This window comes from Pseudomonas aestiva (genome assembly GCF_039908605.1).
GTDB classification, from domain to species: domain Bacteria; phylum Pseudomonadota; class Gammaproteobacteria; order Pseudomonadales; family Pseudomonadaceae; genus Chryseomonas; species Chryseomonas aestiva.
Window position 1 is genome coordinate 72484 of sequence record NZ_CP150916.1, and the last position, 25175, is coordinate 97658.

A 25175-nucleotide genomic window follows, 5' to 3' on the forward strand; every position below is an offset into this window, starting at 1 on the left:
GCTCGCCTGAATATTTATGCGTGCCTGATTTTTAATTCAGACTCCGCCTGTTGCGAATGGAAGTCAAGCGCCTTTTCATCGCTGCATGCCGAACGCGATGGCTTCGGCAATCCCGCATCCCGCCCCGCATTCTATCCGCTCGCCAGATCGCCAACGGCCTTTCCTGGCTATTGACGGCCCTGCGGATTGGGGTCTAAATGATAAATATATTTTCAGTGACGAATAAATATTCATAAGACGCCCACTGAAACCTCGGCAGGCGTCTGCTCCATCGCAGCTTCGGATACCCGAGGGGGTCGCCTGATGAATCCGTTCCAGTACGACGTCGCGCAGATTCGCGAAAAGGCCCGGCTGATCCGCCGGCGCGTCATCCAGCTCAATGCCGGCTCGCCTGCCGGCGGCCATACCGGGGCGGATCTGTCGGAGACCGACATCCTCGCCACCCTCTATTTCCGCCTGCTCGACGTCGCTCCGGAACGCCTCGCCGATCCCCAGCGCGACATCTACATCCAGAGCAAGGGCCATGGCGTCGGCGGCCTCTACTGCTGCCTGGCCGAGGCCGGCTACTTCCCGCCGGAATGGCTCGACACCTACCAGCATTTCGACTCCCACCTGCCGGGTCATCCGGTGCGGCAGAAGACCCCTGGCATCGAGCTCAACACCGGCGCCCTCGGCCACGGCCTGCCGGTCGCCACCGGGATCGCCTTGGCCGCCCAACGCGATGGCAGTCCGCGCCGCGTCTATGTGCTGACCGGTGACGGCGAACTGGGCGAGGGCTCCAACTGGGAGTCGGCGCTGACCGCCGCCAAGTACCGGCTGGACAACCTCACGGTGATCGTCGACCACAACCGCCTGCAACTGGCCGGTCCCACCGCCGAGATCCTGCCGCTGGAGCCCCTGGCCGAGAAGTGGCGCGCCTTCGGCTTCCATGTGGTCGAGTGCGATGGCAACGACGTGGCCCAGCTGGTGGAGACCCTGGAAGCGCTGCGCGAACACCGCGGCCAGCCCCAGGTGCTGATCGCCAATACCGTCAAAGGCAAGGGGGTTTCCTTCATCGAAGGCAAACCCGAATGGCACCACCGGGTGCCCAAGGGCGACGAGATCGCCGCTGCACTGGAGGAACTCGACCATGGCCACTGATACCCAGATCCCGGGCGAAGCCCATCTCGCCAGCGTCATGGTCGAGGCCTTCATCGCCGCGGTGGACGCCGGCGTCGACCTGGTGCCGGTGGTCAGCGACTCCACCTCCACGGCCAAGATCGGCCCCTTCGTCAAACGCTTCCCGGAGCGCCTGGTCAACGTCGGCATCGCCGAACAGACCCTGGTCGGGGTGGCCGCCGGCCTGGGCCTCGCCGGCAAGGTGGCGGTGACCTGCAACGCCGCGCCCTTTCTGATCTCCCGCGCCAACGAACAGGTCAAGGTGGACGTCTGCTACAACAGGTCCAACGTCAAGATGTTCGGGCTCAACGCCGGGGCCAGCTATGGTCCCCTGGCCAGTACCCACCACAGCCTCGACGACATCGCCGTGATGCGCGGCTTCGGCAACGTGGAGATCTATGCGCCGGCCGATGGCCGCGAGTGCCGGCAGATCGTCGAGCACGCCCTGGCCCATGACGGTCCGGTCTATATCCGCCTGGACGGCAAGGCGCTGCCCGATCTGCATGAGTCCGACTACCGCTTCGTCCCTGGCCAGGTCGACGTGCTGCGCCAGGGTCACGACGTCAGCCTGGTGGCCCTGGGTTCGGTGGTCCATGAGGCGGTGGAGGCCGCGCGGTCGCTGGCCGAGCAGGGCATCAGCGCCCAGGTGATCAATCTGTCGTCGATCCGTCCGCTGCAGCGCGAGGCGCTGCTGGAAGCCCTCTGCGCCGCTCGCGGCGGAGTGGTCACGGTAGAAGAGCACAACGTCAACGGCGGGGTGGGCAGCCTGGTCGCCGAGGTCATGGCCGAAGCCGCGCTGAGCGTGCCGCTGATCCGCCTGGGCATCGCCGATGGCGAGTATGCCGCCGCCGGTGGCCGCGGCCCGACCCGTGCCAAGCATGGTATCGATTCCGCCGGTATCGTTGCCGCGGTGCAGCGCCTGCGCTGAGGCTCAGGCGTCTGCCACGACAAGAACAACAGGAGCTGCCATGGCCGCCGAACCGCTGATCCTCGCCCTCGACGAGGGCACCACCAATGCCAAGGCGATCCTGGTGGATCGCGCCGGTCGGGTCGTGGCCCGCGGTTCTCGACCGCTCACCGTCCAGCATCCGCAGGCGGGCTATGCCGAGCAGGATCCCCTGGCCATCTGGCAGGCCCTGCAGGGCGCCATCGGCGATTGCCTGGCCCAGACGGATGCCCCCCTGGCAGCCATCGCCATCAGCAACCAGCGCGAATCCGCCCTGGCCTGGGAGCGCACCAGCGGCCAGTTGCTCGGTCCGCTGGTGAGCTGGCAGTGCAAGAGATCCCAGCCGCAGTGCGAAGCCTTGCACGCCGCCGGTCACGGCGAGTTGATCCTGCAGCGCAGTGGCCTGGCGCTGGACCCGATGTTTTCCGCCGGCAAGTGGCGCTGGCTGCTCGATCAGATTCCGGACGGCACGGCCCGCGCCGCCGCCGGCGAGATCTGCCTGGGCACCGTGGACAGCTGGCTGCTCTGGCAACTCAGCGGTGGCACGAGCTTTCTCATCGACGCGGCCAATGCGGCCCGTACCCAGTTGCTCGACCTGCGCGGTGGTGACTGGGATCCGCAGCTGCTGGGTCTGTTCGGTATTCCCCGGGCGGCGCTGCCGGAGATCCGCTCCAGTGCCGGCTGCTTCGGCGAGACCCGTGCCCAGGGCCCGCTACCGGCCGGACTGCCGATCCTGGCGATGATCGGCGATTCCCATGCGGCGCTGTTCGGCCAGGGCGGTTTCGTCCCGGGCAAGGTCAAGGCCACCCTGGGTACCGGCTCCTCGCTGATGACACCCATCGCCGAACCCGTGGTCTCCGCCCATGGCCTGGCCACCACCCTGGCCTGGCGCCTGGGCGAGACCCCGACCTTTGCCCTGGAAGGCAACATTGTCCACACCGGCGCTGCCGTGGGCTGGACGGCGCGGCTGCTGGGCGGCGCCGGAGAGCTGGAGGCCCTGGCCGCCGAAGCTGCGGCGCTGCCGGACAACGGCGGCGTCTACTTCGTCCCAGCGTTGGGTGGCCTCGGTGCGCCGCACTGGCGGGCCGAGGCGCGCGGACTGTTCTGCGGCCTGGCGGAGAATTGCAGGCGGGCGCACCTGATGCGCGCGGCCCTGGAAGCCATCGCCTACCAGATTCGCGACGTCTTCGATGCCATGCAGCAGGACAGTCCAACGCCCCTGGACGAACTCTGGGTGGATGGCGGCGCCACGCGCAACGAATGGCTGCTGCAATTCCAGGCCGATCTCCTGCAGCGCCCGGTGATCTGCAGCCTGTCGCCGGAGGTCTCGGCGCTGGGCGCCGCCCACCTGGCCGGCCACGCCCTGGGCTGGTGGCAGGACGCCGCGGCCCTGGCCGATCTCGAACGGCCCCGCCGCCGTTACGAACCCCGCGCCAATGCCGTACCCGAACTCTATGCCGGCTGGCGCCAGGCGCTGGAGCGGACGCTGCTGTAGCGCCCCTAGGTTGGGTTGAGACGGCGCCATCGCCGCAGCCCAGCAACGCGGATTCGATCTAGGCACCGTTGGGCTGCGCTGCGCTCAACCCAACCTACGGCGGCTCTCCCGAAAGGAGAGAGGCCAGCCCGGTAGCGTGGAAAACGGCGCAGCCTTTTCCACTGTGACGTCGTGATGGGGTGTTGCCCTCACCCCAACCCTCTCCCCGAGGGACAGGGGGCTGTCCGAGCGGGCGTTCGTTTTCATCCGTCCTGGCAGGATCGGGCCGACTGGCGCGACCCTACTCGTGGGCGGAGGCCGACCTGGCTCAGGTCGGCAGGGTCATGAAGATCTGGGTGCCCTGACCGGGGCGGGAGACCACGCCGATGCGCCCCCCGTGCTGGCGGATGATTTCCTTGCACAGGGCCAGGCCCAGGCCGGCGCCGCCTTTCTGGCTGCCGATCTGCACGAAGGGCTCGAACACCCGGCCCTGCTGGGCGTAGGCGATGCCCTCGCCATTGTCCTGCACCGCCATCAGCAGCTGCTCGTTCTGGCGCATGGCCTGGATGACGATACGGCCGCCCGCCGGGGTATGGCGCAGGGCATTGCTCAGCAGGTTGTCGAACACCCGGCCCAGTTGCTTGGGATCCAGGCTGACGCGTGGCAGCGGCGTGTGCAGCAACTCGACGGCCAGCTCGACATCGCGCTCGCGGGCCTCGTCGGCGTGGCGGGCGCGGGCCGCTTCCAGCAGGTCGCCGATCTCGCTCGGCAATTTTTCCGGACGCTGCAGACCGCTCTGGTGACGGGAATAGTCCAGCAGGTCGTTGATCAGCTGCACCAGGCGATGGGTTTCCTCGTCCACCGTCTGCAGCAGAAAGGCCTCGCGGGATTCCGGCGCCACCTTGAGGCGTTCGCGCAACAGACCGAAGGCCATGTGCATGCCGGTGACCGGGGTGCGCAATTCGTGGGAGGCGCGCAGGACGAACTCGTTGCGCACCCGATCGAAGGCGCGCTGCTCGGTGACATCGCGCAGCACCATCAGCGCGCCCACGCTACGGCCGTCGGCGTGGTTGACCGGGGTCAGACTCCAGGCCAGCAGCCGCACCTCGTCGTCGACGCGGATCTCCAGGTCTTCGGGCGCCGCATCCAGGGCGCCGCCGGCCAGCACTCGCTGCACGCTGGCCTCGATTTCCGGACGCTCCAGGGCCGCGATCAGGGATTCGCCCAAGTGATTCTCGTTCCAGCCCAGCTGGCGGCAGGCCACCGGATTGGCGTGTTCGATGTTGCCCTGGGGATCGAGGATCACCAGGCCGTAGTCGATGCTGTCGAGCACCGCCTGCAGGCGCCGCTGCCCGGCCACCAGCGCCTCGACATTGGTCTGGCTGAGGCGGTGCAGGGCCTGGGCCATGTTGCCGAAGCGGCGGCTGAGCAGGGTGAATTCGGCGATCTGCGAGGTCGGCAGCTGGACGTCGAAGTTGCCCTGGCTGATGCGCTCGGCGGCCTTGGCCAGGCCATCGATGGGGCCGGTGAAGCGCCGGGCGATGCCGTTGGCGGTCACCACCCCGGTGACCAGGATGGCCACGCCGATCAGCGCCAGCAGCAGGGCGATGATCACCGCGCGGTCATGGGCCTCGTCCTGCATGCGCTCCAGGGTCACCACGTAGCTGCGCTGCAGGTCGTAGATGCGCGTGCGTAGCGCATTGAGGGTTTGCTGGAAGCCGCGATCGGCGCGCAACTCGCCATAGCCCGCCGGCGGTGAGCGCAGGTAGTCGGCGAAGCGCTGGTAGCGCTGCTTGACGTCTTCCAGGATGGCCAGCTGCTCGGGATTGCGCATCTGGCCCTCGACCCGTTGCAGGTACTCCTGGAAACGCTGCTGGGCCGCCACCAGTGACTGCGGATCAGGTGCCCCGTCGAGCATCTGGAACAGGCTGTTGCTCAGCTCCTGGCGCATGTTCAGCGTCAGGTTGATGAAGTCCAGGTTGCTGCGGGTCTGGACGCTCTGCTCGCGGGCCAGGTGCAGCACGCTGACCAGGCCGACCAGCAGCCCGATGAGGGCTACGGCGATCAGGGCGGAGATGCTGAGAAAGAGGCGGGTGTGCAACTTGATCGGCAGCTTCATAGCCCGTACTGCTTGCGTTTTCGATAGAGCGTGGAGGCGTCGATGCCCAGCGTCTTGGCGGCCTGGTCGAGGGTCTCGCTGGTGGCCATCACCGCGGCGATGTGGGCGCGCTCCAGGGCCTCCAGGCTCAGCGCCTCGCCGACCCGCGGTGCGCTGGCTGCGCCGCTGGTGGCCGGGCTGTCACCCAGGCCCAGGTGATTGACGTCCACCAGGTCCTGGCCGCAGATGATGCTCGCGCGTTCGATGACGTTGCGCAGCTCGCGGACGTTGCCCGGCCAGCCGTAGTTGCGCAGGGCGTCCAGGGCCGCCTCGCTGAAGCCGTGGGCGGGTCTGTTGTAGTCCTTGACGAAGCGGGCGAGGAAGCGCTCGGCGAGATCGACGATGTCTTCCTTGCGCTCGCGCAGGGGCGGCAGGTTGAGCACGATGACGTTGAGGCGATAGAGCAGGTCTTCGCGGAATTCGTTTTCCGCCACCATCTGTTCCAGGTTGCGGTTGGTGGCGGCGAGGATGCGCACGTCGGCGCGGCGGGTCACCGGATCGCCGACGCGTTCGTATTCCTTGTCCTGGATGAAGCGCAGCAGCTTGGGCTGGAGGGCCAGGGGGAAGTCGCCGATCTCGTCGAGGAAGAGGGTGCCGCCGTCGGCCTGGCTGACGCGGCCGAGGGTGCTCTCGCTGGCGCCGGTAAAGGCGCCGCGGGTATGACCGAACATCTCGCTTTCCATCAGGTCGGCGGACAGCGAGGGGCAATTGATGGTGACGAAGGTCTTTTTCGCGCGGCGACTCCAGGCGTGGATGGCGCGGGCCAGTTCGCCCTTGCCGGAACCGGACTCGCCGAGGATCAGCACGTTGGCATCGGTGGTGGCGACCTGTCGGGCGGTCTCCAGGATGCTCATCATCGTCGGACTGCGCGAATCGAGACCGGCGCTGGATTTGCGCACCTCGCCTTCGAGCGCCTCCAGGCGCGCCGAGAGCTGGCGGAACTCAAGCTGCTTGGCTGCGGCCATGCGCAACTGGTCGGGACTGCAGGGTTTCACCAGATAGTCGGCGGCGCCGGCCTGCATGGCGTCCACCGCGGTGTCGATGGCCGAGTGGGCGGTAACGATCACCACCCGCATCCAGGGCGCCTGAATGCGCATCTGCTGCAGGACGTCCAGACCGTTGTCCGCGCCCAGGCGCAGATCGAGAAAGCAGAGGTCGTAGACCTGACGTAGCAGCAGGGCTTCGGCCTGGGCCGCGCTGTTGGCCGTGGCGACGCTATAGCCGGCGTCTTCCAGACAGAAGCGGAAGGTACGCAGGATGGCGGCTTCGTCGTCCACGAGCAGGATGCGACCGCTGGTTTGTTCCATGACGGCAAAACTCCAGGCCAAAGGGCCGAAACGCGCTAAAGGACAGGGCTGGCAGTTAGTCCATGATACATCGTGCAAGTTGCAATCCGCAGGACCATCGGGCTATCGACCGTCCCTCTGCGAGCATCGTGCAGATCGCAACCCGGAGGGGCGAAAATGGGAAAAGACGGTTTTCCTGGTGTTCAGAAAGACTTTTGTCCGGTCATTTGCCGTTGCGCCTGGCAGCCGACCGGACCGGGACCATCCAAGCAACCCCTGGCCATCATGCAAAACGCAATGCTTCAGGTGTTGCACCTTGCAAGGTGCATGTGTGGCGGCTACCAGTGAAAACTGTAAGTTTTTGATTTATAAGCTAAAAAAGGTTTTCGAAAAGCTGGCACGTAGTCTGCAATCTCCTTAGCAAGCCGGCCTTAGGGCCAACGGACTGCAGGAGAGACCCGATGATCAGCCAGACCCTTCGCAAGCACTTGGTAGGTACTGCGCTTTTCGCTTGCTTCGCCAGCGCCGCCGTCGCTGCCCCTCAGGGCCAGGACGTCAGCCGCGAACAGGCCCTCATCGCCTCCACCCGCATTGCTGCCCAGGCCATGGTGCCTGCAGCCAAGCCGCTGGCAAGTCAAGGTCGTGGGGAACTCAAAGCCATCCCGGCACAGTCCAACGGTGACCGTTTGGTAAAGCAGACCCGCTGGGTATTCTGAGGTCATGACCATGATGTGGATGCTGCTGGTGATTGTGTTGTTCGCTGCAGCGGCGGTTGTGATCGGGATGTTGCTCAGCGCTTTGATAATGGGTCGTGCGCTCAATCAGACGCACAACCTCAACGGTCTGGATCTCGATCTGACCGCTGTGGAACCACGGATGGCGAGTCTGGATACCCAGGATTTCGCTAATAAAACCACTGCTCGCTGGACAGGTGCTGTCGTCCGCTGAGTGCACTTGTAATACATAGGAGAAACACCATGCTGAGCTGGGCTATCACTTTCCTGATCATCGCGATCATCGCAGGCGTCCTGGGTTTCGGTGGCATCGCCGGTACTGCCACCAGTATCGCCAAGATCCTGTTCGTGCTGTTCCTGGTGCTGTTCGTGGTGTCGTTCTTCATGGGCCGTCGTCGTCCCTGACGCCAGCCCCATGAAAGACAGGCTGTCGGTCGTGACGACCGGCAGCCGAGGCGCTGTCATTGAATTGCAGCTTTAAGCCGATTCAATGGACAACCTCGAAGTCGTCTCCTGATCCGAGACGCAAGGGCCACAAGGTCGGGACGCTCTGCAGTAAGGGAGGGTTCCAAGAGTACAGGGAGTACTTTCGCACTCGCGGCGGACTGGGCTGGATACGACCACACCCCTGAATTCGACCGGTTTCGTCTCAAGCGAAACCTGCCGGTGTCAGGGGTGTTGTCGTTTTGGCGCAGTGAAAAGGCGGATGTCCGGGGCGGGCTCAGCCCTGCCAGAAGGCGTCCCACCAGGAGCGTTCGCCGCGAACGTCTTCCAGTACCACGGTGCAGGTGGTACCAGCTGCCAGCAACAGGCCCTCGGGCAGTGGATCCAGGGCGATGCGCACCGGTACCCGCTGGGCCAGGCGAACCCAGTTGAAGGTGGGATTCACGTCGGCGGTGAGTTCACGACTCTGGGGATTGTCCCGGTCATAGATGCCACGGGCGATGCTTTCCACATGCCCGTGCAACGTCTGGCCGCTCATCAGGCGCATCTCGGCGGCCGCCCCCACTTGCACATGGGGCAGCTTGGTTTCTTCGAAGTAGCCATAGACCCAGAACGAATGGGCGTCGATGACGGCCAGCTTGGGCGCGCCCGCGGCGGCATAGTCGCCCTTGAACACCGAGAGGTTGGTGACGTAGCCGTCGACCGGGGCCAGCACCCGGGTGCGCTTGAGGTTGAGGCGCGCCGATTCCAGCTGGGCCTGTGCCTGGCGCAGATCGGCCTCGGCGGCCAGGGCGGCGCTGCTGGCGTCTTCGCGGTTCTCGCGGGAAACCACCAGGCTGTCGATGTCGGCACGGCGGCGGGCGTTCTGCTGGCGCATGGCCAGGGTGGCCTTGCGCGCGGCGACCGTGGCCTCGGCCTGATGCACGGCGATCTCGTAGTGCTCCGGATCGATCTGCAGCAGCAGGTCGCCTTGGTTGACCCACTGGTTGTCGCGCACGGCGATCTCGGTCACCAGACCCGCCACGTCGGGCGCGATGGTGATGACCTCCGCGCGCACCCGGCCATCGCGGGTCCAGGGATCGTTCATGTAGTGCACCCAGAGCAGCCGCCCGAGGATCAGCGCCAGGCAGACCACCAGCAGGGTAAAGAGCACGCCGAAGAGTTTCTTGAGGATCATGGCAGGAGTCCTAGCGATAGACGCACAGCGCCAGGGCGCAGTAGAGGCAGATGAACAGGGCCAGGCGCAGCAGCGCCGGATGCCAGACGACGTGGTAGAGGCCGACCGCGGCAAGCACCCGGTCCAGCGCCCAGGCGAGCAGGGCGGCGACCAGGAACAGCACCGTCACGGTGGGCAGGTAGAGGCCGTGGAAGGCGATTTCACGGGGCATGGGGAATCTCGTGATAGCGGGCCAGGGGCCCCTGGGGATCGAGCAGGGCACTGCGGATGAAATGCAGGTCGCTCTGCACCTGGCGCAGGGGCGACTCGTCATAGGGCAGTTCCGGCGGTTCGGTCACGGTCGCCACGGCAAGCAGGGCCGCGTCCACTGCCACCAGCGCCCGCCGCAGATGTTCCGCGCCGGGCTTGAGGAAGAGGCGCACCAGGGCGCGCCCGAGCACGCGGATGGCCTGGCGCCAGGCGCTGCCCTCGGCATAGCGCGGGGCCGTGGGCAGGCGGGCCTGCAACTGGCGCAGTTCGATCACCGCATGACCGATCTCCAGCACCACGAAGGCCCAGCCGATCAGGCGCCGCTGCGCTTCACCGCGTCCGGCGCTGACGCCATAGGCCTGGTTGAGCAGGTCGCGGGTCTGGCCTTCGAAGGTCGGCGCCAGGTGCGGCAACGGCGCGCTCACCGCCCGCACCAGCTGCTGGCGCAGGTCACGCTCCAGGCGGCGCCACAGCCAGGGGCTGTTGGGTGGCAGCAGCACCGCCGAGACCGCCGCGGTGATCACCATCGACAGGACCACGGCGATGCCGTTGTTGATGAAGACGTAGGCGTCGTAGACCGGCGGATTGTCGGGAATTGAGGTGAAGCAGAAGAACACCAGGCAACCCAGGCCATAGCCCATCCAGCCCGGGCGCAGGGAAATCCAGGTGCCCAGCATGAACACCGGCGCCAGGGTCAGCAGCAGCAGCGGCAGGCCGCTGATCCAGGGAAAGACGAAGAAGGTCAGGAAGAAGCCCAGCACCACGCCGCCACTGGCGCCGACCGCCATCTGCAGGGCGGTGCGCTTGGGATCGGGCGAGGCCGAGGCCAACGCCGAGACGGCCGCGGCGTTGAGCGCCAGCATGCCGCCGCTGGGATAGGCGCTGGCGATCCAGAAGGCGCCCAGCACCAGCACCAGAAAGGCGCTGCGGAGGCCGGTGACCGCCGCGCCCAGGGCATTGGCCTTGGCCACGAAGCGCGGCTTCCACTGTTCGCGACTGTGGCGTGGCGCCGCCAGGGAGGCATGGGTCTGCAGATAGCCGTGCCATTCGCCAGTGAAGCGAAAGAGCAGCTCCACGGCGGTCTCGAAGTCCCGCCGGTCAGCTTCGCTCAGGGGCGGCAACTCGGCACGCAGGGCGCGAATGCGCGGCCGCAGACCCTGGTGCAGCTGCTCCAGACGCGCCGCCGCCACCAGGGCCGCGCGTTCGGTAAGGGCCTGGCCACGCCATTCCTCGAACACCTCCAGCAGCGGCGCCCAGAGGCGTTCGAGGGCTGCCAGCGGCAACTGGGCGTCGCGCTCGCGCAGGCGCATCAGCAGGCGGCTGAGGGCATGCAGGCGGGTAGTCAGGCCCATGAATTCGGCGTTCAGCCGGGCCAGGCGCCCGCTGCGCATGCGCATGTGCGGGTCTTCGAAGGCCGAGGCGCTGCGCAGGCTTTCCAGCCCCACCGCCTCGGCGGCCAGGCGTACTCCGGCAGCCTCCAGGGAGGCACGGTCGAGACGACCGCGCAGGACGTCGGCGGCCAGTCCGGCGAAGCCGCCCATGCGCCGATAGAGAGTCGCGCGCATGGCCGTGGCGCTGGTCTGCGGAAAGACCGCCGCGCTCACCGCGCCGCTGCAGAGCACGCCCAGGGTGATGGCCAGCACCCGCATCACCGCCGACATGAAGGCGGTGTCGGCATTGAGCGCGGCAGGGATGCCGATCAGCGCGGCGGTGTAGCCGGCCAGCATGCAGGCGTAGCTGCGTAAGTCCCGGTAGCGCGCCGAACCGGCCACGCAGAGGCCGATCCACAGCGCCAGGAAGATCAGGAAGGGCACCCGTTCCTGGGCGAACAGGGCGATCAGCACCAGCATCACCGCCAGTCCCAGCAGGGTGCCCATCACCCGATAGAAGCTCTTGGCCAGCACCTGGCCACTCTGCGGCTGCATGACGATGAACACGGTGATCACCGCCGAGCTGGGATGCGGCAGTTGCAGGCGCATGGCCAGCCACAGGGTCAGGCTGGCGGCGAGCAGCACCTTGGCCTGGTACAGCCAGAGGCTGCCATCGCTGCGGGCCCAGGCGCCGAGGGCCTGGCGCAGCGGCGCACCGGTGGCGGTGCCGGCAGTCATCGGGGGGCTCGCTCGACGGCGACGCGCGCCGGCACCAGGTCGTGGTCGCCCGGGCCGCGTTCGAGGTCCGCGCCTCCACCGAGGGCGACCAGGGCCGCGGCCTGGGCCGCCAGGCGCAGGGCGTGCACCTGGGCGGTGACGCGTTGCTGGGCGAACAGCCGGGTCTGGGCGTCGAGCACGTGCAGGTAGTCGGTCAGGCCGCGGCGAAAGGCCTCGCGGGCGATGTCGTAGGTGCGCTGGGCCTCCTGGCTGGCCTGGTCGGCGAGGGTGGCCTGCCGGGCTGCCGAATCGGCCTTGATCAGGGCGTCGGAGATGTCCTTGAGGGCGTCGACGAGGGTCTGGTTGTAGGCGCTGACGGCCACGTCGTAGGCCGCCGACTCCGCGCCGAGGCGACCGCGCAGGGCGCCACCGTCATAGATCGGCAAGGAAAAGGCGGGACCTATGAAGGAGCCGGTCTTGGCGTGGGTCAGCATCTCGCTGAGGCGACCCAGGGTCAGGAACTGGCCGACGTTGGCCACCAGGTCGATGTTGGGATAGAAGCTGGCGCGGGCGACGTCCACGCCCTTCGCCGCCGCGGCGATCTGCCAGCGACGCGCCACCACGTCGGGGCGCTTGCCGACCAGTTCCAGCGGCAGGGCGCTGGGCAGGCGCGGTGCCGCGCCCAGGGTCAGGCGCGGGCGTTGCAGGCGGGCGCCGGCACCCGGGCCCTTGCCGGCCAGGGCGGCGAGCTGGTTGCGATCCAGCGCCAGGGTCTCGTCCAGGGCTTCCAGCTGGCGTTCGGTCTCGGGCAGCAGGGCGCGCGCCTGGCTGACCTCGAACTGGGTGCCGAGGCCGCCGTCCAGCTGGCGCTGGGCGAGGTCGGCCAGGTGCCGCTGCTGCTCCAGGGTGGCGGCGAGGATGTCGCGCTGGTCGTGGTGCAGGGCGAAGCCGATATAGCTGCGGACGATGTTGCCGGTCAGCTCCAGCTCGGCCGCGCGCACCTCGGCGGCGGCCTGGTGGGCCTGGTCCAGGGCCTGGGCGCTGGCGTCGCGTTCGCGGCCCCAGAAGTCCAGGGCATAGCTCAGACCCAGTTCGGCATTGTTGTTCCAGGTGGTGCGATCGGCCAGCTCGCCCGGGCCATAGAAGCCGTCGGTGGGCCAGCTGTAGCGCTTGAAGGCGCCCTTGCCCTCGACCTGCAGGGCTTCACGGGATTCGGCCAGGCCGGCCAGGGACTCGGCGCGGCGCACCCGGGCGGCAGCCGTGGCCAGGCGCGGGTTGTCCGCCAGGGCGCCGCTGATCCAGGCATCCAGCTGGGGATCGCCATAGGCGCGCCACCACTGGCGCTCGGGCCAGGCGGCCTGGCTGGCGGCGGCCTGGATGGCTCCGTCGGTGGCCAGCGCCTGGTCGTCGAGGCGCTGCGCCTGGGGCGCGTTGTGACCGGTACCGATACAGCCGGCCAGCAGGGTCGCGAGGGCGACCACCGAGAGCGCAGGCCAGACTCTGCTAGAGGAAGGCGACACGTGGAGGTCCGTTGGCAACAGGGCCAAACCTGCGTCTGGCATGAGGCAGCGCAGCGAGGTTGGCAAGATGAGCTGGAACTGAAGAGGACGCCTGTAGAGGACGGACGTAAACCGCGAGGTCAGCGGACGTTACCATTAGGCTGCTAACGATTCTATAAAATTCCGGGGTGGTCGATTAGCGCGTCAACCCGCGAATCTTTGTTTCACATACTGAAATAATATGGAGAATGACGCTTTTCCCGACTGTCGAGGCGGCATGGACACCCTGCACAACATGCGCGTTTTCGTCGCCGTGGTGGAAAGCGGCAGCTTCACCGGGGCGGCCCAGACGCTGCAGACCACCACGGCCCACGTCTCCCGGGCGGTGGCCCATCTGGAAACCCATCTGCGCACCCGCCTGCTGCACCGCACGACGAGACGCATCGCCCTGACCGAAGCCGGCCAGCGCTACCTGGCGCGCTGCGAGCAGATCCTCGCCTATGTCGAGGAGGCCGAAGCCGAGGCCGGGCACGCTCAGGCGCGGCCCGAAGGGCGGCTGCGGGTGCACAGCATGACCGGCATCGGTCAGCATTACGTGATCCGCGCCATCGCCGGCTATCGTGCCCTGCACCCCGAGGTGCGCTTCGACCTGACCATGGCCAACCGCATCCCCGATCTGCTGGAGGAGGGCTTTGATCTCGCCATCGTGGTAGCCGTGGAGCTGCCCGACTCCGGCTTCGTCTCCCAGCAGATCGGCCACACCTACAGCATCCTCTGCGCCTCGCCGGCCTATCTGCAGGAACACGGCCAGCCGCAGACGCCGGCGGAACTGGCCAATCACGCCTGCCTGAGATTCATCAGTCCGGTGGTGTCCTTCGACCGCTGGCACTTCGACGGCCCCAATGGACCGGAAACCTATCGCATCGGCGAGACCCCCTTCCAGGTCAACGTCGGCGACGCCATGACCGAGGCCCTGCGCCAGGGGCTGGGGATTGGCGTGCTGCCGCTCTATTCGGCAGTGGACGGCCTGCGCGACGGCAGCCTGGTGCGAGTGCTGCCGGCCTATCGCCTGCAGCGCCTCAACGTCTATGCCCTCTATGCCTCGCGGCAGTACCTGGATGCCAAGATCCGCACCTGGGTGGCCTATCTGCGCGAGCAGATCCCCGGGGCGCTGGAGGCGGACGAGGCCTTCGTGCGGGCCGTCAGCGAAGTCGTCGGCCAAGCGCATTGAGATCGGCGGGGCGCTTGGACTAAGCTCGGGGGAGACCGGGCTGCACGCCGGGTCATAGTTAGTAAGCTATTGAAATATCGCCCGGTATCGCGGTCCTGAGGGCGACAGGACGGTTGCTCGACGGCACGCTCCGGTGGCATCGAGGTCCATGTCCCGAGTCGGTGGTCACGCCGACGGACCGCCGTGCAGGACGGCCGGATCATGCAGGCGGTCAGGGACCGCCGTCAGTACCACGGGAGTCCAATGAGCGCTACCGCAGGACCCACTCTGAGATTCGCCGACCAGCCGCTCAAGGGCATCGCCCTGATCTGCCTCGCGGTCTGGCTGTTCGCTTCCCACGATGCCCTCTCCAAGTACCTGTCCGGCTTCTATCCGGTGGTCATGGTGGTCTGGGCCCGCTACCTCTCCCACACCCTGCTGATGATGGGCATCTTCATCCCGCGCTCGGGGCTGGCGGTGATCCGCACCAAGCGGCCGGGGCTGCAGGTGCTCAGGGCGCTGTGCCTGATCGGCTGCAGCCTGTTCTTCACTACCGGGCTGCGCTATCTGCCGATGGCCGAGGCCACCGCGGTCAACTTTCTCGCCCCGCTGATGGTGACGGCACTGTCGGTGCCGCTGCTCAAGGAGAGCGTGACCCGCAGCCAGTGGGCGGCGGTGCTGGCCGGCTTCATCGGGGTGCTGGTCATCGTTCGGCCGGGCGGCCAGCTGTTCACCCCGGCGGTGCTGCTGCCGGTCTGCTCGGCGGTGTGCTTCGGCCTCTACCAGCTACTGACGCGCCTGCTCAGCGGCATCGACAGCCCCACCACCAGCAACTTTCTCACCGGCATCATCAATACCCTGGTGCTGAGCAGCGTGGTGCCCTTCTTCTGGGAGATCCCGACCCTGACCCACGGCTTCATGCTGGCGCTGCTCGGCCTCTTCGGCATGTCCGGCCACCTGCTGCTGACCCAGGCCTTCCGTTATGCGCCGCCGGCGCTGCTGGCGCCCTTCAGCTACGGCCAGATCGTCACCGCCGGCATCATCGGCTACCTCGTCTTCGGCCATGTGCCGGACAGCGGCGCGCTGATCGGCATCCTCATCATCTGCGCCAGCGGCCTGGCGGTGGCCTGGCAGCAGAGCCGCAAGGCCTCCAGGGCCAAGAAGGCCCGGGCGGTGCCGGCGGCGCAACCCGAGGCGCTGCCGGAGGTGGTGGCCGATGCCGCCGCGGGCGCTCCGGCTCAGCGCAGTCCGTAATCGGCGATGATCCCGATGAGGATCGCCAGACCCGCCCAGTGGTTGTGCAGGAAGGCCCTGAAGCACACCAGCGGGTCACGGTTGCGGGTGACGTGGAATTCCCAGGCGAAGCAGCCGGCTGCCACCAGCAGGCCCAGGTAGAAGGGCAGGCCCAGGCCGAAGCGGCCGCCGGCCAGCGCCAGGCAGAACAGCGTCAGGCCCTGCAGGGTGGCGATGATCACCCGGTCGGCGTCGCCGAACAGGATGGCGGTGGATTTCACCCCGATCTTGAGATCGTCTTCGCGGTCGGCCATGGCGTAGTAGGTGTCGTAGCCCACCGTCCAGATCACGTTGGCGACGAACAGCAGCCAGGCCGCCGCCGGCAACGCGCCGGTCTCGGCGGTGAAGGCCATGGGCATGCCCCAGGAAAAGGCCGCACCCAGTACCGCCTGAGGGTAGTAGGTATATCTCTTCATGAAGGGATAGAGCGCCGCCACGCCAAGGGCGCCAAAGGACAGCCAGACGGTGGTGGCATTGGTGCAGAGCACCAGGCCGAAGCTGAGCAGCACCAGCACGGCAAAGAACAGCAGGGCTTCCTTGGGCGAGATGCGCCCGGTGGCCAGGGGACGATTCTTGGTGCGGGCGACGTGGCCGTCGAAGTTGCGGTCGGCGAAGTCGTTGATCACGCAGCCGGCCGATCGCATCAGCACTACGCCGAGCACGAAGATCAGCAGATTCTTCAGACTCGGCACGCCCTCGGCGGCGATCCACAGCGCCCAGAGGGTGGGCCAGAGCAGCAGATAGATACCGATGGGTCGGTCCAGCCGGGTCAGTTGGACAAAGTCGCGGATGCGCTCGCGGCGCGGACGCGTGGCGATCACCCGGGCGCTGGGCTCGGGGCCGCGGGGCGCGGCAGGACGGCGATCACGGGGACGGGAGGCGTTCTTTTTCATCGGACGGCTGCATGGTGAAGGGCCTGGCGATTATAGGGGCCCTGGGGCGTCGCCGCTGCCGTCGTGATGCTCCGCCTAGCCCTCGCGCCCGGCGTGAGGCCAGAAGGCCGGCAGAAAGACCTCGCCCACCAGGATCGCCAGGGGACCGCGCCGGAACACCGAGCGCCGGGCCCAGCAGGGCGCGGTTGCCGCCCCTGCGGGCAGCCAGGCCAGTGGATAGCGGCAGGCTTCCAGCGGCCCGCGGACAAAGGCCGGCGCCTGGAACAGCCAGTGCCCGAGCGGCCGTTCGCCCAGCGCCGCCAGGTTGAAATCCGCCGCTTCCAGGGCCGTGCGCGCCGCCACGCTGCGGGCGAAGACCCAGGCTTCGCCATTGCCGCGCAGCCAGACCTCGCGCACCCAGCCGGGGCTGGCCGGCGGCACTTCAAGCGCCTGGCACTCGTCCGGGCGCAGCGGTTGCCAGCCCTGGGCGATCACCTCGACGGCGAAGCGTCCATCGCTGAGGGCGGTCAGCCGTTCGGTGAGGGAACCACGGTCCGCATAGAGCCAGCCGAGCGGCGCCTCGCTGTAATCTGGCACCTGGCTGGCCGCCGCGCGGGTCAGCCAGCGCGGGGCGCCGTCACAGGCCCCAGACATTGCCCAGGGTGCTCAGCAGGGAGGGCTGGGTGCCTTGCTTGCCGAGATAGCCGAGGATCACCTGGGCGAACTGGCTGGTCATGCCACTGTTCATGCCCAAGGCGTTGAAGGTCTTGTCGACGTCCTGGCGGCTGTCGACATTGCCCAGCAGGCTGCCCAGCGGACTCTGCTTGGCGTCCTGACCGCCGCCACCGAGCAGACTGCCCAGGCCGCCCAGTTGCGCCAGGCCGCCAGTGGCATTGGCGCCGGCCAGCTGATCCAGGCCTGGCACGGCCTTGGCCAGCTGGCGATAGTCGTTGCCCACCAGCTGATTCTTGGCCAGGCCGAGCAGGGCGCCGGTGCCGCCCACCGCCTGCTGCGGGGTGACGTTGAGCTGGCTGGTCAGCGCCTGCAGCAGGCCCTGGGCCTGGGGCGTGGCCGCCGCGGCGGCGGTGGCCTTGGCGTTGTTGTTGCCGTTGGCGCCGTTGTAGGCGTTGACGGCGTCGTTGAGGTTGAAGGCGAAGACCGGACTGGCGGCGAGCACCAGCGGCAGGGCGAGAACGGACAGACGCATGGGCGGACTCCAGCGGGTTGCGTGAAAGGTCAGAGGATAACCCGACGGCGATGACCACAGACTGAACGGCGTCCCTGCAGGGAGCGGACGCTGCGGTTATCATCGCCGTTTTACCGGGAGAACCGCGATGCTCAACGGGTTGTGGCTGGGCTTCTTCATCGTTGCCGGGATCAGCGCCTTCGGCCAGTGGCTGGTGGTCGGCAACACCGGGGTGTTCGCCGCCATGGTGGAGAGCCTGTTCGCCATGGCCAAGCTGTCGGTGGAGGTCATGGTGCTGCTGTTCGGCACCCTGACCCTCTGGCTCGGCATCCTGCGCATCGCCGAGAAGGCCGGGCTGGTGGACGCCCTGGCGCGACTGCTCGGGCCGCTGTTCGCCCGGCTGATGCCCGAGGTGCCGCGCGGCCATCCGGCGCTGGGGCTGATCACCCTCAACTTCGCCGCTAACGGCCTGGGCCTGGACAACGCCGCCACGCCCATCGGCCTCAAGGCCATGCGCGCCCTGCAGGAGCTCAATCCCAGCAGCACCACGGCGAGCAATGCGCAGATCCTCTTCCTGGTGCTCAACGCCTCCTCGCTGACGCTGCTGCCGGTGACGGTGTTCATGTACCGCGCCCAGCAGGGCGCCACCGATCCGACCCTGGTGTTCCTGCCGATCCTGCTGGCCCATACCTGCGCCAACCTGGTGGGGCTGTTCTCGGTGGCCTTCATGCAGCGGCTGAAACTCTGGGATCCGGTGGTGCTGGCCTGGATCGGCGGGGGCGCCCTGGCCTTCGGCGCCTTCGTCGCCTTTCTCTTCACCCTGACCGCCACCGCGCTGGCCGGGTTGTCGTCGCTGCTCGGCAACCTGACCCTGTTCGGCATCATCCTGGCGTTCATGATCCTTGGCGCCCTGCGCAAGGTGCCGGTCTACGAAGCCTTCGTCGAAGGCGCCAAGGAAGGCTTCGACGTCGCCAAGTCGCTGCTGCCCTACCTGGTGGCCATGCTCTGCGCGGTGGGCGTGCTGCGCGCCTCCGGCGCCCTGGAAGCCATCCTCGAAGGCGTTCGCCATGCGGTGACCTTCTTTGGCTGGGACACCCGCTTCGTCGAGGCCCTGCCCACCGCGCTGGTAAAGCCCTTCTCCGGCAGCGCCGCCCGCGCGCTGCTGATCGAGACCATGCAGACCCATGGCGTGGACAGCTTTCCGGCGCTGGTGGCGGCGACCATCCAGGGCAGTACCGAGACCACCTTCTATGTGCTGGCGGTGTACTTTGGCGCGGTGGGCATCCAGCGCGCCCGCCATGCGGTGGGCTGCGCCCTGCTGGCGGAATTCACCGGGGTCACGGCGTCGATCCTGATCTGCTACTGGTTCTTTGGCTGAGCCTTGGGTTCCAGGTCGACCATCCAGTCGTCCTGCACCATGCGCCGCTGGCGGCGCGAGGTCAGTTGCTGGGTCTGCCAGTCCTCGGCGATCAGCGCGCAGTAGTGGCCGTCGTGCTGGCCCAGGCGAAAGCGCCGGCGCACTCCGATGGGATCGTGATCCGAACCATAGAAGGCGACCGCGCGGATCTCCAGGCCCTCGAATACCCAGCCCTCGGGCGGCCGGTGGTTTTCCAGGGTCAGGCCGTTGTGCTCGGCGGCGCGGCGGATCAGGCCCTGGAAGGTGCCGATGTGGGTGAAGTCACCGGTGTTGAGCGGACCCTGGTGGGTCGCCTCGCCCAGCACCAGATCAGGGTCGAAGTCATCCTGGCCGCTCTCGCGGATGTCGGTGACATCGGTGTAGAGCGTCTCTCGATTGGTCTTGAGGATCACCGTGAGCTGGTTGATGAACACCGGCTCGGCGCTCATGTTGGACAGCAGGCAGAGGGCGCCCACGCCCTTGCCGGCGCCGCGGTTGATGATCAGCCGAGGCTGGCGCTGGCGCTTGTAGTTGTTGAGCAGGAGCTGCGCATAGAGCACCCAGACGCCCAGGGTGCAGCACTGGGCGAAGAGCGTGAGGACTTGGGAATTGTCTTTCAACCACTGGAACATGGGGGCACTTCGCTGGAAGGAGTGACCATCGGAAATACCGTTCGGGCTCCAGGTTCCACCGCTTCGCTGACCAAAGGGCAGCGCTGAGAACATCGCCACAGCTCGGGCGTCCAAGCCTGAGAGGTCATCACGCCAAGGAAAATCGCCATGCTGCGTCTATCGCTACTCTGCTGCGCCGCCCTGCTGAGCACCGCCGTGCGGGCCGAACCCCTGTCCTGCGACCAGCTCAAGGCCGACATCGAGGTCAAGATCCAGTCGGCCGGGGTGACCGCCTATACCCTCGAAGCGGTCCCCAATGCCGAGGTGCGCGATCCCAACATGGTGGTGGGCAGCTGCGCCAACGGGACCTACAAGATCCTCTATCAGCGCAACGACTGATCTCCGACCCGGGGGACAGACCGTTCATCCGCTGGATACTTGTACAGTTCCGCCTGGCTTAGTACTGTTTGCGCATACAGTATTTAGCCAAGAGGGTAATGCCATGTCGCCGTTCGCCCGGATTCGCCAAGCTCTGTCCCTTGCCCAGCCCGCACCGCGCTGGATGGAACGCGAGGATTTCCTGCGCATGAGTCGCCAGCTGCGCGAGCAGAAGAGTCGTCCGCCCGTGGTCCGCACCCAGGACCGCAGCCAGGACGACTGGCTCAGCGTACCCGCCTAGCGGTCCGTCGCCTGACCGTGCTGGCCGCCTGGCCAGCCGCGGGTCAGAAGGGCGAGCAGATGCCTCGTTCGGAACTCACCAGTTCGCGCGGGCCGTCGTAGAGGGTGATCTCGCCCTGACCGAAGGTGTTCTCGGCTTCCAGGCGATAGCGCCGGCCGGCCTGGAAGTCCGCGTAGTCCAGTTCCAGATAGCACTGGATCTGCAGCGGTTCCCGCCAGCCGAAGCGCGAACCGAAGCCACCGCCGCCATAGAGTTCGTAGCGATAGCTCACCTTGAGGCTGTGGCCGCCGGGGGAGAGCTGGAAATAGCGGCCATCGTCGAGGCGCCTGCCGTCCTGGGACTCGGCCAGCAGCGAAGCCCCTACCGCGGGTTCGCGCAGCACCAGATCGACCCATGCCTGATGGGGATCCACAGGGGGCAGCGGCGTGGTGCAGCCGCCCAGCAGTAGCAGCAGAGGGACCAGCAGGCGCAGACGCATGGACGGCGACTCGCGGCAGGGAGATCAGCCGAGTCTACACGTCGCCGCAACGACTGGCAGTGCTGCGCGCCACTTCCTGGTTGCGCTCGTCATAGAGGCGCGCCCAGGGTCGCCAGCCGGTCTGGCCGGCTTCCAGGCGATAGCGCTCGCCCGCGGCGAAGGCCTTGTAGTTGAGGGTCACCAGGCAGGTGCGCGCCAGCGGATCGGCCACCTGGGCGCCGATGTTGGTGGGCTGCACCTCGAACTGGTAGCGTACCTGCAGATCATGGCTCCCTGGCCAGACCTGGAAGTAGCGTTTGTCTTCGAGATCCTTGCGATCGGCGCGCAGGGCTTCCAGCTTGGCCTTGCCGTCGCTGTCCAGATCGATCCAGGCCTGTGCCGGATCGGGCTTGGGCAAGGGCCACAGGGAACAGCCACCTAGGAACAGCACAGGCAACAGCAGGCACAGTCTACGCATGACGGCTACAACTCCGGGCAGGGAAGGGCGCGCCACCCAGCCAGGCACCCTGCCTGCGCAACGCACGAGCCGCTGGCTGGCGCTGCTGTCCCTCGTGATCGGACTGAGCGGTTGTACCTCGGTCGGGTACTACGGCCAGATGGTACAGGGCCAGTGGGCGCTGATCCGTGATCGCGAGCCCATTGCGACGGTCGTCGCAGATCCGGCGCGCCCCGCCGTCCTGCGCGAACGCCTCGCCGCCGCGGCGGCGGCCCGCCGCTTCGCCAGTGCCGAACTGGCCCTGCCGGACAACGCCAGCTATCGCAGTTTCGTCGAACTCAAGCGGCCTTTCGTGCTGTGGAATGTCTTCGCCACCGCCGAATTTTCCACCCAGCCCACCACCCACTGCTTTCCCATCGCCGGTTGCGTGGCCTATCGCGGCTACTACCGGGAAGCCAAGGCCCGAGCCGAGGCGCAGCGGCTGCAGGCGCAGGGCCAGGACACCTATGTCGGTGGCGTGCCGGCCTATTCGACGCTGGGCTGGTTCAGCGATCCGCTGCTCAGCAGCATGCTGCGCTGGGACGACGACCAGGTGGCGGCCACGATCTTCCATGAGCTGGCGCACCAGCGTTTCTATCTGCCCGGCGATACCGCCTTCAACGAGTCCTATGCCACCTTCGTCGAGGGCGAAGGCCTGCGGCAATGGCGCGCCAGTCGCGGCCTGCCGCCACCCGATGCGGGACGCGAAGCCCGCTATCAGCAATTCCGCGCGCTGCTGCTGACCACCCGCGCAGACCTGGCCAGGCTCTATGCCCAGCCATTGACGACCGCGGCCAGGCGCGCGGCCAAGGTCAGACGCTTCGCGCAGTTGCGCAGCGATTACCAGCGGCTGCGCGCTACCCCGGCCTGGCGTGACGATCGCCGCTTCGATGGCTGGATGAGCCAGCCGCTCAACAACGCGCGGCTGGTGCCCTATGGTCTGTACGAACAGTGGGTGCCGGCCTTTGCCGCCCTCTATCGACAGCACCCGGGCAACTGGCCGGCGTTCTTCCAGCGGGTACGGCTATTGGGCGAGCGCCCGGCGGCCGAGCGTGAGCAGGCGCTCAAGGCGCTGCTCGACCAGGCGACCCCCCAGCCCTAGCGCGGTGCCCGCCAGTTGGACCAGGCGGCGACCAGACCCAGCGTTGCCGCCAGGGCCAGTCCCAGCCGCGGGGCCAGGCTGTTGTCCAGATGCAGCAGCAGCGCCAGGGCCGCGGCACCCAGGGCCATGCCGGTCTGCCGGGCGGTGGCCTGGACGCCACCGGTGGCGCCGTTGCGACCGGCTGGGGCGGCGGTCAGCATGATCCTGTTGTTGGGTACCTGGAAGAAGCCGAAGCCGATGCCGCCGAGGATCAGGCAGGGGATCAGCAGGGCGGTCGAGCGCTCCAGTGGCATCACTGCTGCCGCCGCCAGCCCCAGGGCGATGCCCAGACCGCCGAGCATGCACAGCCGCTGCGGCGGATGGCGGTCGGCCAGGCGCCCGGCTACCTGCGCCGACACGGCCACGGTGAGCGGCCAGGCCAGCATCAGCAGGGCCACCTGCAGCGGCACCAGCCCGAGCTGGTGTTGCAGATAGAAGGGCAGGGCGAGAAAGCAGAGCATCTGCGCGGCAAAGGAACAGACCGAAGCCAGCACCGAATGACGCATGGCCGGCAGTCCCAGCAGGTCCACCGGCAGCAGGGGCGCTGGCAGACCGCGCTCGCGGCGTACCAGCAACAGCAGACTGGCCGCGGCCAGCAGCAGCAGGCCTAGGCCCTGCAACGGCGCGGCGCCGAGGCGTTCGAGACCGCCGATGCCGGCGCAGAACAGCAGGGCGTTGAGCAGCACGCTGAACGGATCGAGGCGGCGCTGCGCACGGGGGCTGTCGGGCAGGTTGTGCACCAGCAGTGCGATCAGCATCGCCACGGGCACATTGACGGCGAACAGCCAGGGCCAGCCACCTAGCGTCAGGATGGCCGCCCCCAGGCTGGGCGCAGCGGCGGAACTCAGGGCCACGCAGAGGGCATTGATGGCGATGCCACGACTCAGCCGGTCGCGCGGATAGGAGAGCCGGACGATACCGGCGCTGACGCACATGATGGCGGCGGCGCCCACCCCCTGCAGCGCCCGTGCAGCCACCAGGCTGGCGAGATCCGGCGCCAGGGCGCAGCCCAGGGAGGCCAGGCCGAAGATCCCGACCCCGGCCGTGAAGACCGGGCGCAGGCCAAGACGCTCGGCCACCGCGGCCAGGGGAAACAGCAGGGCGACCAGACTCAGCTGATAGGCGCTGACGATCCAGACCGCCGCGGCGGCCGAGACGTCCAGGGCTTCGGCGATGCTGGGCAGCGCCAGGTTGGCGATGCCGCTGTCCAGCACCGTCATGCTGATGGCCAGTAGCAGGGCGGCGACGGCGCGATAGCGGCGTGGCGGGGGCAGGCCGTCGGTGACGGCGGCGGTGGTGCTCAATCCTCGACCTTCATGTGCTGGTCGCTTTCGCCGAGCTTCCAGTAGCCGGCCGCCTTGACCCAGTCCCGCGGCAATCCCTTGGCCAGCAGCGCCTGACGCGCGGCGCGGGCTTGCGTGGCTTCACCGGCGATCCAGGCATAGCCTTCGCCTGCGGGCAGCTCCAGCTGCTCCAGGGCCTGCACTAGGGCATTGGCCCCGGTTTCGCGATAGACCCAGCGGATCTCGGCGGCGGCGGCCGTCGACAGGGCGATCTCCAGGCCCGGACGCGCCACTTCGGCGACGACCTGGACCCGGACATCGGCGGTCAGCTGCTCCAGGCGACGGGCGATGGCGGGCAGGGCGGTCTCGTCGCCGGCCAGCAGGTACCAGTCGAAGTCCTCGGGCGGCACCAGGGCGCCCTTGGGGCCGCCGATGATCAGCTCGGCACCGGGCTGCGCCTGACGCGCCCAGGTGGTCAGCACCCCGGCTTCATGCAGATAGAAGTCGATGGCCAGTTCGCCACGGGCGGCATCGTAGTGGCGCGGCGTGTAGTGCCGACCCACCAGCTGCTCGGCGCTGGCGGCGCGGATCGGGGTGGTGTCGGCGGGGACGAACAGCTTCACGTGCTCGTCGAAGGCCGCGCTCTGGAAATCGGCCAGATCGCTGCCACCAAAGGTCAGGCGCAGCAGGTCGCCACCCAGGTCTTCGCGGCGGACGACGGTCGCCCAACGTCGCTTGAGATCGAAGCGCACACGCTGGAAAAGGTGAGGGGCACTGGCATCGCCCTCGCGGCTGTGAAAAGATGTCGCCATTGCGGAGGTACCATTCATTGAGGTTCCTCACTATATTCGAGGTAAGCAGCTTTCATGTCAACCGCCGCCGCCATTGCCGAAGCCCTGATGGATCTGAAACGGCAGATGCGCCAACAACTGGATGAGACCCTCAAGGCCTCCGGACTCTCCTTCGCCCGCTATAAGGTGCTCAAGGTGCTGGAGCGCCTGGGACCCTGCCGTCCGGGCGAGGTCGCCGAACAGCTGCGCCATGCGCCCCGTACCCTGACCGATGCCTTCGACGCCCTGGAGCGCGACGGCCTGGTCCGTCGCGAACCCCATCCCCAGGACCGCCGGGCGCTGCTGGTCCATCTGACCGAGCAGGGTCGCCAGGCGCTGGACCAGGCCCAGGTGCCGCGTACCCAGGCGCTGGAAGCGGTCTTCGCGCCGCTGGATGCCAGCGAGCAGGCGCAGTTGCTGGCCTATCTGGAGCGGGTTCGCACCCGCAATTGAGTCGCGGGCGAACTCCCTGTCGGTCGTTGCGCTCGAAAGAGACACCCTATTGAGGA

At 67.7% G+C, this 25175-nt stretch carries 27 protein-coding genes; 13 read left to right on the top strand and 14 right to left on the bottom strand.

Annotated features, from left to right (window positions below):
- Positions 1 to 303 precede the first annotated feature (303 nt).
- From AABM56_RS00330 to AABM56_RS00340, 3 genes are read left to right on the top strand one after another with little or no spacing between them, the layout of a single operon-like run.
- Positions 304 to 1140: a transketolase gene (locus tag AABM56_RS00330; RefSeq protein WP_133860280.1), complete on the top strand. Its 837-nt coding sequence runs from the start codon at positions 304 to 306 to the stop codon at positions 1138 to 1140.
- A complete protein-coding gene (locus AABM56_RS00335; protein WP_133860281.1) occupies positions 1130 to 2086 on the top strand; it encodes a transketolase family protein in 957 nt (318 codons plus the stop codon). Before AABM56_RS00330 ends, AABM56_RS00335 begins: the two co-directional genes overlap by 11 nt.
- 40 nt (positions 2087 to 2126) lie before the next feature.
- Entirely contained in the window at positions 2127 to 3599 is a 1473-nt protein-coding gene (locus AABM56_RS00340) for an FGGY family carbohydrate kinase (RefSeq protein WP_133860282.1), read from the top strand.
- A gap of 307 nt (positions 3600 to 3906) precedes the next feature.
- Here AABM56_RS00340 and AABM56_RS00345 read toward each other — a convergent pair whose 3' ends face one another.
- Positions 3907 to 5697 carry an ATP-binding protein gene (locus AABM56_RS00345; RefSeq protein ID WP_133860283.1) on the bottom strand — a complete coding sequence of 597 codons (1791 nt, stop codon included), beginning with the start codon at positions 5695 to 5697 and terminating at the stop codon, positions 3907 to 3909.
- Positions 5694 to 7043 carry a sigma-54-dependent response regulator transcription factor AlgB gene (gene algB, locus AABM56_RS00350; protein ID WP_133860284.1) on the bottom strand — a complete coding sequence of 450 codons (1350 nt, stop codon included), beginning with the start codon at positions 7041 to 7043 and terminating at the stop codon, positions 5694 to 5696. The genes AABM56_RS00345 and algB overlap by 4 nt, the downstream gene beginning before the upstream one ends.
- A gap of 440 nt (positions 7044 to 7483) precedes the next feature.
- Here algB and AABM56_RS00355 point away from each other — a divergent pair, with 440 nt between their 5' ends.
- From AABM56_RS00355 to AABM56_RS00365, 3 genes are read left to right on the top strand one after another with little or no spacing between them, the layout of a single operon-like run.
- Complete coding sequence (locus AABM56_RS00355) at positions 7484 to 7738, top strand: hypothetical protein (RefSeq protein WP_007160204.1); 255 nt, start codon at positions 7484 to 7486, stop codon at positions 7736 to 7738.
- Positions 7739 to 7748: 10 nt separating this feature from the next.
- Positions 7749 to 7970, top strand: coding sequence for a hypothetical protein (locus AABM56_RS00360; RefSeq protein ID WP_178083882.1), 222 nt, complete (start codon positions 7749 to 7751; stop codon positions 7968 to 7970).
- A 29-nt stretch (positions 7971 to 7999) separates the two neighbouring features.
- Positions 8000 to 8161 (top strand): DUF1328 domain-containing protein, encoded by a 162-nt coding sequence (locus AABM56_RS00365; RefSeq protein ID WP_007160206.1) that lies wholly within the window; start codon positions 8000 to 8002, stop codon positions 8159 to 8161.
- Between the two features lie 316 nt (positions 8162 to 8477).
- On the opposite strand, the gene AABM56_RS00370 is transcribed toward AABM56_RS00365, so the two are convergent.
- The 4 genes from AABM56_RS00370 to AABM56_RS00385 are packed head-to-tail and all read right to left on the bottom strand — an operon-like array spanning position 8478 to position 13233.
- Positions 8478 to 9377 carry an HlyD family secretion protein gene (locus AABM56_RS00370; RefSeq protein WP_133860286.1) on the bottom strand — a complete coding sequence of 300 codons (900 nt, stop codon included), beginning with the start codon at positions 9375 to 9377 and terminating at the stop codon, positions 8478 to 8480.
- 10 nt (positions 9378 to 9387) lie between these two features.
- On the bottom strand, positions 9388 to 9588 hold the full coding sequence (locus tag AABM56_RS00375; protein WP_007160208.1) for a DUF1656 domain-containing protein: 201 nt from the start codon (positions 9586 to 9588) through the stop codon (positions 9388 to 9390).
- Complete coding sequence (locus AABM56_RS00380) at positions 9578 to 11734, bottom strand: FUSC family protein (RefSeq protein WP_347883786.1); 2157 nt, start codon at positions 11732 to 11734, stop codon at positions 9578 to 9580. Before AABM56_RS00380 ends, AABM56_RS00375 begins: the two co-directional genes overlap by 11 nt.
- Positions 11731 to 13233 carry an efflux transporter outer membrane subunit gene (locus AABM56_RS00385; protein ID WP_263258540.1) on the bottom strand — a complete coding sequence of 501 codons (1503 nt, stop codon included), beginning with the start codon at positions 13231 to 13233 and terminating at the stop codon, positions 11731 to 11733. The genes AABM56_RS00380 and AABM56_RS00385 overlap by 4 nt, the downstream gene beginning before the upstream one ends.
- A 256-nt stretch (positions 13234 to 13489) precedes the next feature.
- On the opposite strand from AABM56_RS00385, the gene AABM56_RS00390 reads away from it, so the two are divergent.
- Both AABM56_RS00390 and AABM56_RS00395 read left to right on the top strand, forming a co-directional pair.
- Complete coding sequence (locus tag AABM56_RS00390; RefSeq protein ID WP_133860288.1) at positions 13490 to 14443, top strand: LysR family transcriptional regulator; 954 nt, start codon at positions 13490 to 13492, stop codon at positions 14441 to 14443.
- 243 nt (positions 14444 to 14686) lie between these two features.
- Positions 14687 to 15676: a DMT family transporter gene (locus AABM56_RS00395; protein WP_133860289.1), complete on the top strand. Its 990-nt coding sequence runs from the start codon at positions 14687 to 14689 to the stop codon at positions 15674 to 15676.
- On the opposite strand, the gene ubiA is transcribed toward AABM56_RS00395, so the two are convergent.
- The 3 genes from ubiA to AABM56_RS00410 all read right to left on the bottom strand — a co-directional run bounded on the left by ubiA (position 15661) and on the right by AABM56_RS00410 (position 17794).
- Positions 15661 to 16608, bottom strand: coding sequence for a 4-hydroxybenzoate octaprenyltransferase (ubiA, locus tag AABM56_RS00400; RefSeq protein ID WP_263258538.1), 948 nt, complete (start codon positions 16606 to 16608; stop codon positions 15661 to 15663). The two genes, AABM56_RS00395 and ubiA, sit on opposite strands and share 16 nt — an antisense overlap.
- A 75-nt stretch (positions 16609 to 16683) precedes the next feature.
- Positions 16684 to 17241, bottom strand: a complete 558-nt coding sequence (locus AABM56_RS00405) for a chorismate lyase (RefSeq protein ID WP_133860290.1) — start codon at positions 17239 to 17241, stop codon at positions 16684 to 16686.
- Positions 17225 to 17794, bottom strand: coding sequence for a DUF2780 domain-containing protein (locus AABM56_RS00410; protein ID WP_133860291.1), 570 nt, complete (start codon positions 17792 to 17794; stop codon positions 17225 to 17227). The genes AABM56_RS00405 and AABM56_RS00410 overlap by 17 nt, the downstream gene beginning before the upstream one ends.
- Before the next feature lie 127 nt (positions 17795 to 17921).
- Here AABM56_RS00410 and AABM56_RS00415 point away from each other — a divergent pair, with 127 nt between their 5' ends.
- On the top strand, positions 17922 to 19151 hold the full coding sequence (locus AABM56_RS00415; protein ID WP_133860292.1) for a nucleoside recognition domain-containing protein: 1230 nt from the start codon (positions 17922 to 17924) through the stop codon (positions 19149 to 19151).
- Here AABM56_RS00415 and AABM56_RS00420 read toward each other — a convergent pair.
- Positions 19133 to 19801 (bottom strand): hypothetical protein, encoded by a 669-nt coding sequence (locus tag AABM56_RS00420; protein WP_133860293.1) that lies wholly within the window; start codon positions 19799 to 19801, stop codon positions 19133 to 19135. The genes AABM56_RS00415 and AABM56_RS00420 overlap by 19 nt on opposite strands.
- A 147-nt stretch (positions 19802 to 19948) precedes the next feature.
- Here AABM56_RS00420 and AABM56_RS00425 point away from each other — a divergent pair, with 147 nt between their 5' ends.
- Positions 19949 to 20179, top strand: coding sequence for a DUF1161 domain-containing protein (locus tag AABM56_RS00425; protein ID WP_133860294.1), 231 nt, complete (start codon positions 19949 to 19951; stop codon positions 20177 to 20179).
- A 103-nt stretch (positions 20180 to 20282) separates the two neighbouring features.
- Positions 20283 to 20459: a hypothetical protein gene (locus tag AABM56_RS00430; protein WP_166655878.1), complete on the top strand. Its 177-nt coding sequence runs from the start codon at positions 20283 to 20285 to the stop codon at positions 20457 to 20459.
- 43 nt (positions 20460 to 20502) lie between these two features.
- Here the strand turns inward: AABM56_RS00430 and AABM56_RS00435 are convergent, their stop codons facing one another.
- Positions 20503 to 20937, bottom strand: a complete 435-nt coding sequence (locus AABM56_RS00435; RefSeq protein WP_133860295.1) for a hypothetical protein — start codon at positions 20935 to 20937, stop codon at positions 20503 to 20505.
- A gap of 34 nt (positions 20938 to 20971) precedes the next feature.
- Positions 20972 to 21394 (bottom strand): hypothetical protein, encoded by a 423-nt coding sequence (locus AABM56_RS00440; protein WP_133860296.1) that lies wholly within the window; start codon positions 21392 to 21394, stop codon positions 20972 to 20974.
- On the opposite strand from AABM56_RS00440, the gene AABM56_RS00445 reads away from it, so the two are divergent.
- Positions 21393 to 22514: an aminopeptidase gene (locus AABM56_RS00445; RefSeq protein ID WP_133860297.1), complete on the top strand. Its 1122-nt coding sequence runs from the start codon at positions 21393 to 21395 to the stop codon at positions 22512 to 22514. The genes AABM56_RS00440 and AABM56_RS00445 overlap by 2 nt on opposite strands.
- Here AABM56_RS00445 and AABM56_RS00450 read toward each other — a convergent pair.
- Both AABM56_RS00450 and AABM56_RS00455 read right to left on the bottom strand, forming a co-directional pair.
- On the bottom strand, positions 22511 to 23857 hold the full coding sequence (locus AABM56_RS00450) for an MFS transporter (protein ID WP_347883787.1): 1347 nt from the start codon (positions 23855 to 23857) through the stop codon (positions 22511 to 22513). The genes AABM56_RS00445 and AABM56_RS00450 overlap by 4 nt on opposite strands.
- Positions 23854 to 24648: a siderophore-interacting protein gene (locus AABM56_RS00455; protein ID WP_347883788.1), complete on the bottom strand. Its 795-nt coding sequence runs from the start codon at positions 24646 to 24648 to the stop codon at positions 23854 to 23856. Before AABM56_RS00455 ends, AABM56_RS00450 begins: the two co-directional genes overlap by 4 nt.
- Positions 24649 to 24702: 54 nt before the next feature.
- On the opposite strand from AABM56_RS00455, the gene AABM56_RS00460 reads away from it, so the two are divergent.
- On the top strand, positions 24703 to 25119 hold the full coding sequence (locus tag AABM56_RS00460) for a MarR family winged helix-turn-helix transcriptional regulator (RefSeq protein WP_133860300.1): 417 nt from the start codon (positions 24703 to 24705) through the stop codon (positions 25117 to 25119).
- Positions 25120 to 25175: the final 56 nt, after the last annotated feature.

What these genes read in the sequence shown, in the direction of transcription:
- AABM56_RS00365 (WP_007160206.1), top strand. Translation starts at nt 8,000, where the DNA reads ATGCTGAGCTGGGCTATCACTTTCCTGATCATCGCGATCATCGCAGGC.
- AABM56_RS00355 (WP_007160204.1), top strand. Translation starts at nt 7,484, where the DNA reads ATGATCAGCCAGACCCTTCGCAAGCACTTGGTAGGTACTGCGCTTTTC.
- ubiA (WP_263258538.1), bottom strand. Translation starts at nt 16,608, where the DNA reads ATGAAAAAGAACGCCTCCCGTCCCCGTGATCGCCGTCCTGCCGCGCCC.
- AABM56_RS00430 (WP_166655878.1), top strand. Translation starts at nt 20,283, where the DNA reads ATGTCGCCGTTCGCCCGGATTCGCCAAGCTCTGTCCCTTGCCCAGCCC.
- AABM56_RS00390 (WP_133860288.1), top strand. Translation starts at nt 13,490, where the DNA reads ATGGACACCCTGCACAACATGCGCGTTTTCGTCGCCGTGGTGGAAAGC.
- AABM56_RS00460 (WP_133860300.1), top strand. Translation starts at nt 24,703, where the DNA reads ATGTCAACCGCCGCCGCCATTGCCGAAGCCCTGATGGATCTGAAACGG.
- AABM56_RS00330 (WP_133860280.1), top strand. Translation starts at nt 304, where the DNA reads ATGAATCCGTTCCAGTACGACGTCGCGCAGATTCGCGAAAAGGCCCGG.
- algB (WP_133860284.1), bottom strand. Translation starts at nt 7,043, where the DNA reads ATGGAACAAACCAGCGGTCGCATCCTGCTCGTGGACGACGAAGCCGCC.
- AABM56_RS00345 (WP_133860283.1), bottom strand. Translation starts at nt 5,697, where the DNA reads ATGAAGCTGCCGATCAAGTTGCACACCCGCCTCTTTCTCAGCATCTCC.
- AABM56_RS00360 (WP_178083882.1), top strand. Translation starts at nt 7,749, where the DNA reads ATGATGTGGATGCTGCTGGTGATTGTGTTGTTCGCTGCAGCGGCGGTT.
- AABM56_RS00420 (WP_133860293.1), bottom strand. Translation starts at nt 19,801, where the DNA reads ATGTTCCAGTGGTTGAAAGACAATTCCCAAGTCCTCACGCTCTTCGCC.
- AABM56_RS00395 (WP_133860289.1), top strand. Translation starts at nt 14,687, where the DNA reads ATGAGCGCTACCGCAGGACCCACTCTGAGATTCGCCGACCAGCCGCTC.
- AABM56_RS00445 (WP_133860297.1), top strand. Translation starts at nt 21,393, where the DNA reads ATGACGGCTACAACTCCGGGCAGGGAAGGGCGCGCCACCCAGCCAGGC.
- AABM56_RS00415 (WP_133860292.1), top strand. Translation starts at nt 17,922, where the DNA reads ATGCTCAACGGGTTGTGGCTGGGCTTCTTCATCGTTGCCGGGATCAGC.
- AABM56_RS00335 (WP_133860281.1), top strand. Translation starts at nt 1,130, where the DNA reads ATGGCCACTGATACCCAGATCCCGGGCGAAGCCCATCTCGCCAGCGTC.
- AABM56_RS00440 (WP_133860296.1), bottom strand. Translation starts at nt 21,394, where the DNA reads ATGCGTAGACTGTGCCTGCTGTTGCCTGTGCTGTTCCTAGGTGGCTGT.
- AABM56_RS00405 (WP_133860290.1), bottom strand. Translation starts at nt 17,241, where the DNA reads ATGTCTGGGGCCTGTGACGGCGCCCCGCGCTGGCTGACCCGCGCGGCG.
- AABM56_RS00380 (WP_347883786.1), bottom strand. Translation starts at nt 11,734, where the DNA reads ATGACTGCCGGCACCGCCACCGGTGCGCCGCTGCGCCAGGCCCTCGGC.
- AABM56_RS00340 (WP_133860282.1), top strand. Translation starts at nt 2,127, where the DNA reads ATGGCCGCCGAACCGCTGATCCTCGCCCTCGACGAGGGCACCACCAAT.
- AABM56_RS00425 (WP_133860294.1), top strand. Translation starts at nt 19,949, where the DNA reads ATGCTGCGTCTATCGCTACTCTGCTGCGCCGCCCTGCTGAGCACCGCC.
- AABM56_RS00455 (WP_347883788.1), bottom strand. Translation starts at nt 24,648, where the DNA reads ATGGCGACATCTTTTCACAGCCGCGAGGGCGATGCCAGTGCCCCTCAC.
- AABM56_RS00375 (WP_007160208.1), bottom strand. Translation starts at nt 9,588, where the DNA reads ATGCCCCGTGAAATCGCCTTCCACGGCCTCTACCTGCCCACCGTGACG.
- AABM56_RS00370 (WP_133860286.1), bottom strand. Translation starts at nt 9,377, where the DNA reads ATGATCCTCAAGAAACTCTTCGGCGTGCTCTTTACCCTGCTGGTGGTC.
- AABM56_RS00410 (WP_133860291.1), bottom strand. Translation starts at nt 17,794, where the DNA reads ATGCGTCTGTCCGTTCTCGCCCTGCCGCTGGTGCTCGCCGCCAGTCCG.
- AABM56_RS00435 (WP_133860295.1), bottom strand. Translation starts at nt 20,937, where the DNA reads ATGCGTCTGCGCCTGCTGGTCCCTCTGCTGCTACTGCTGGGCGGCTGC.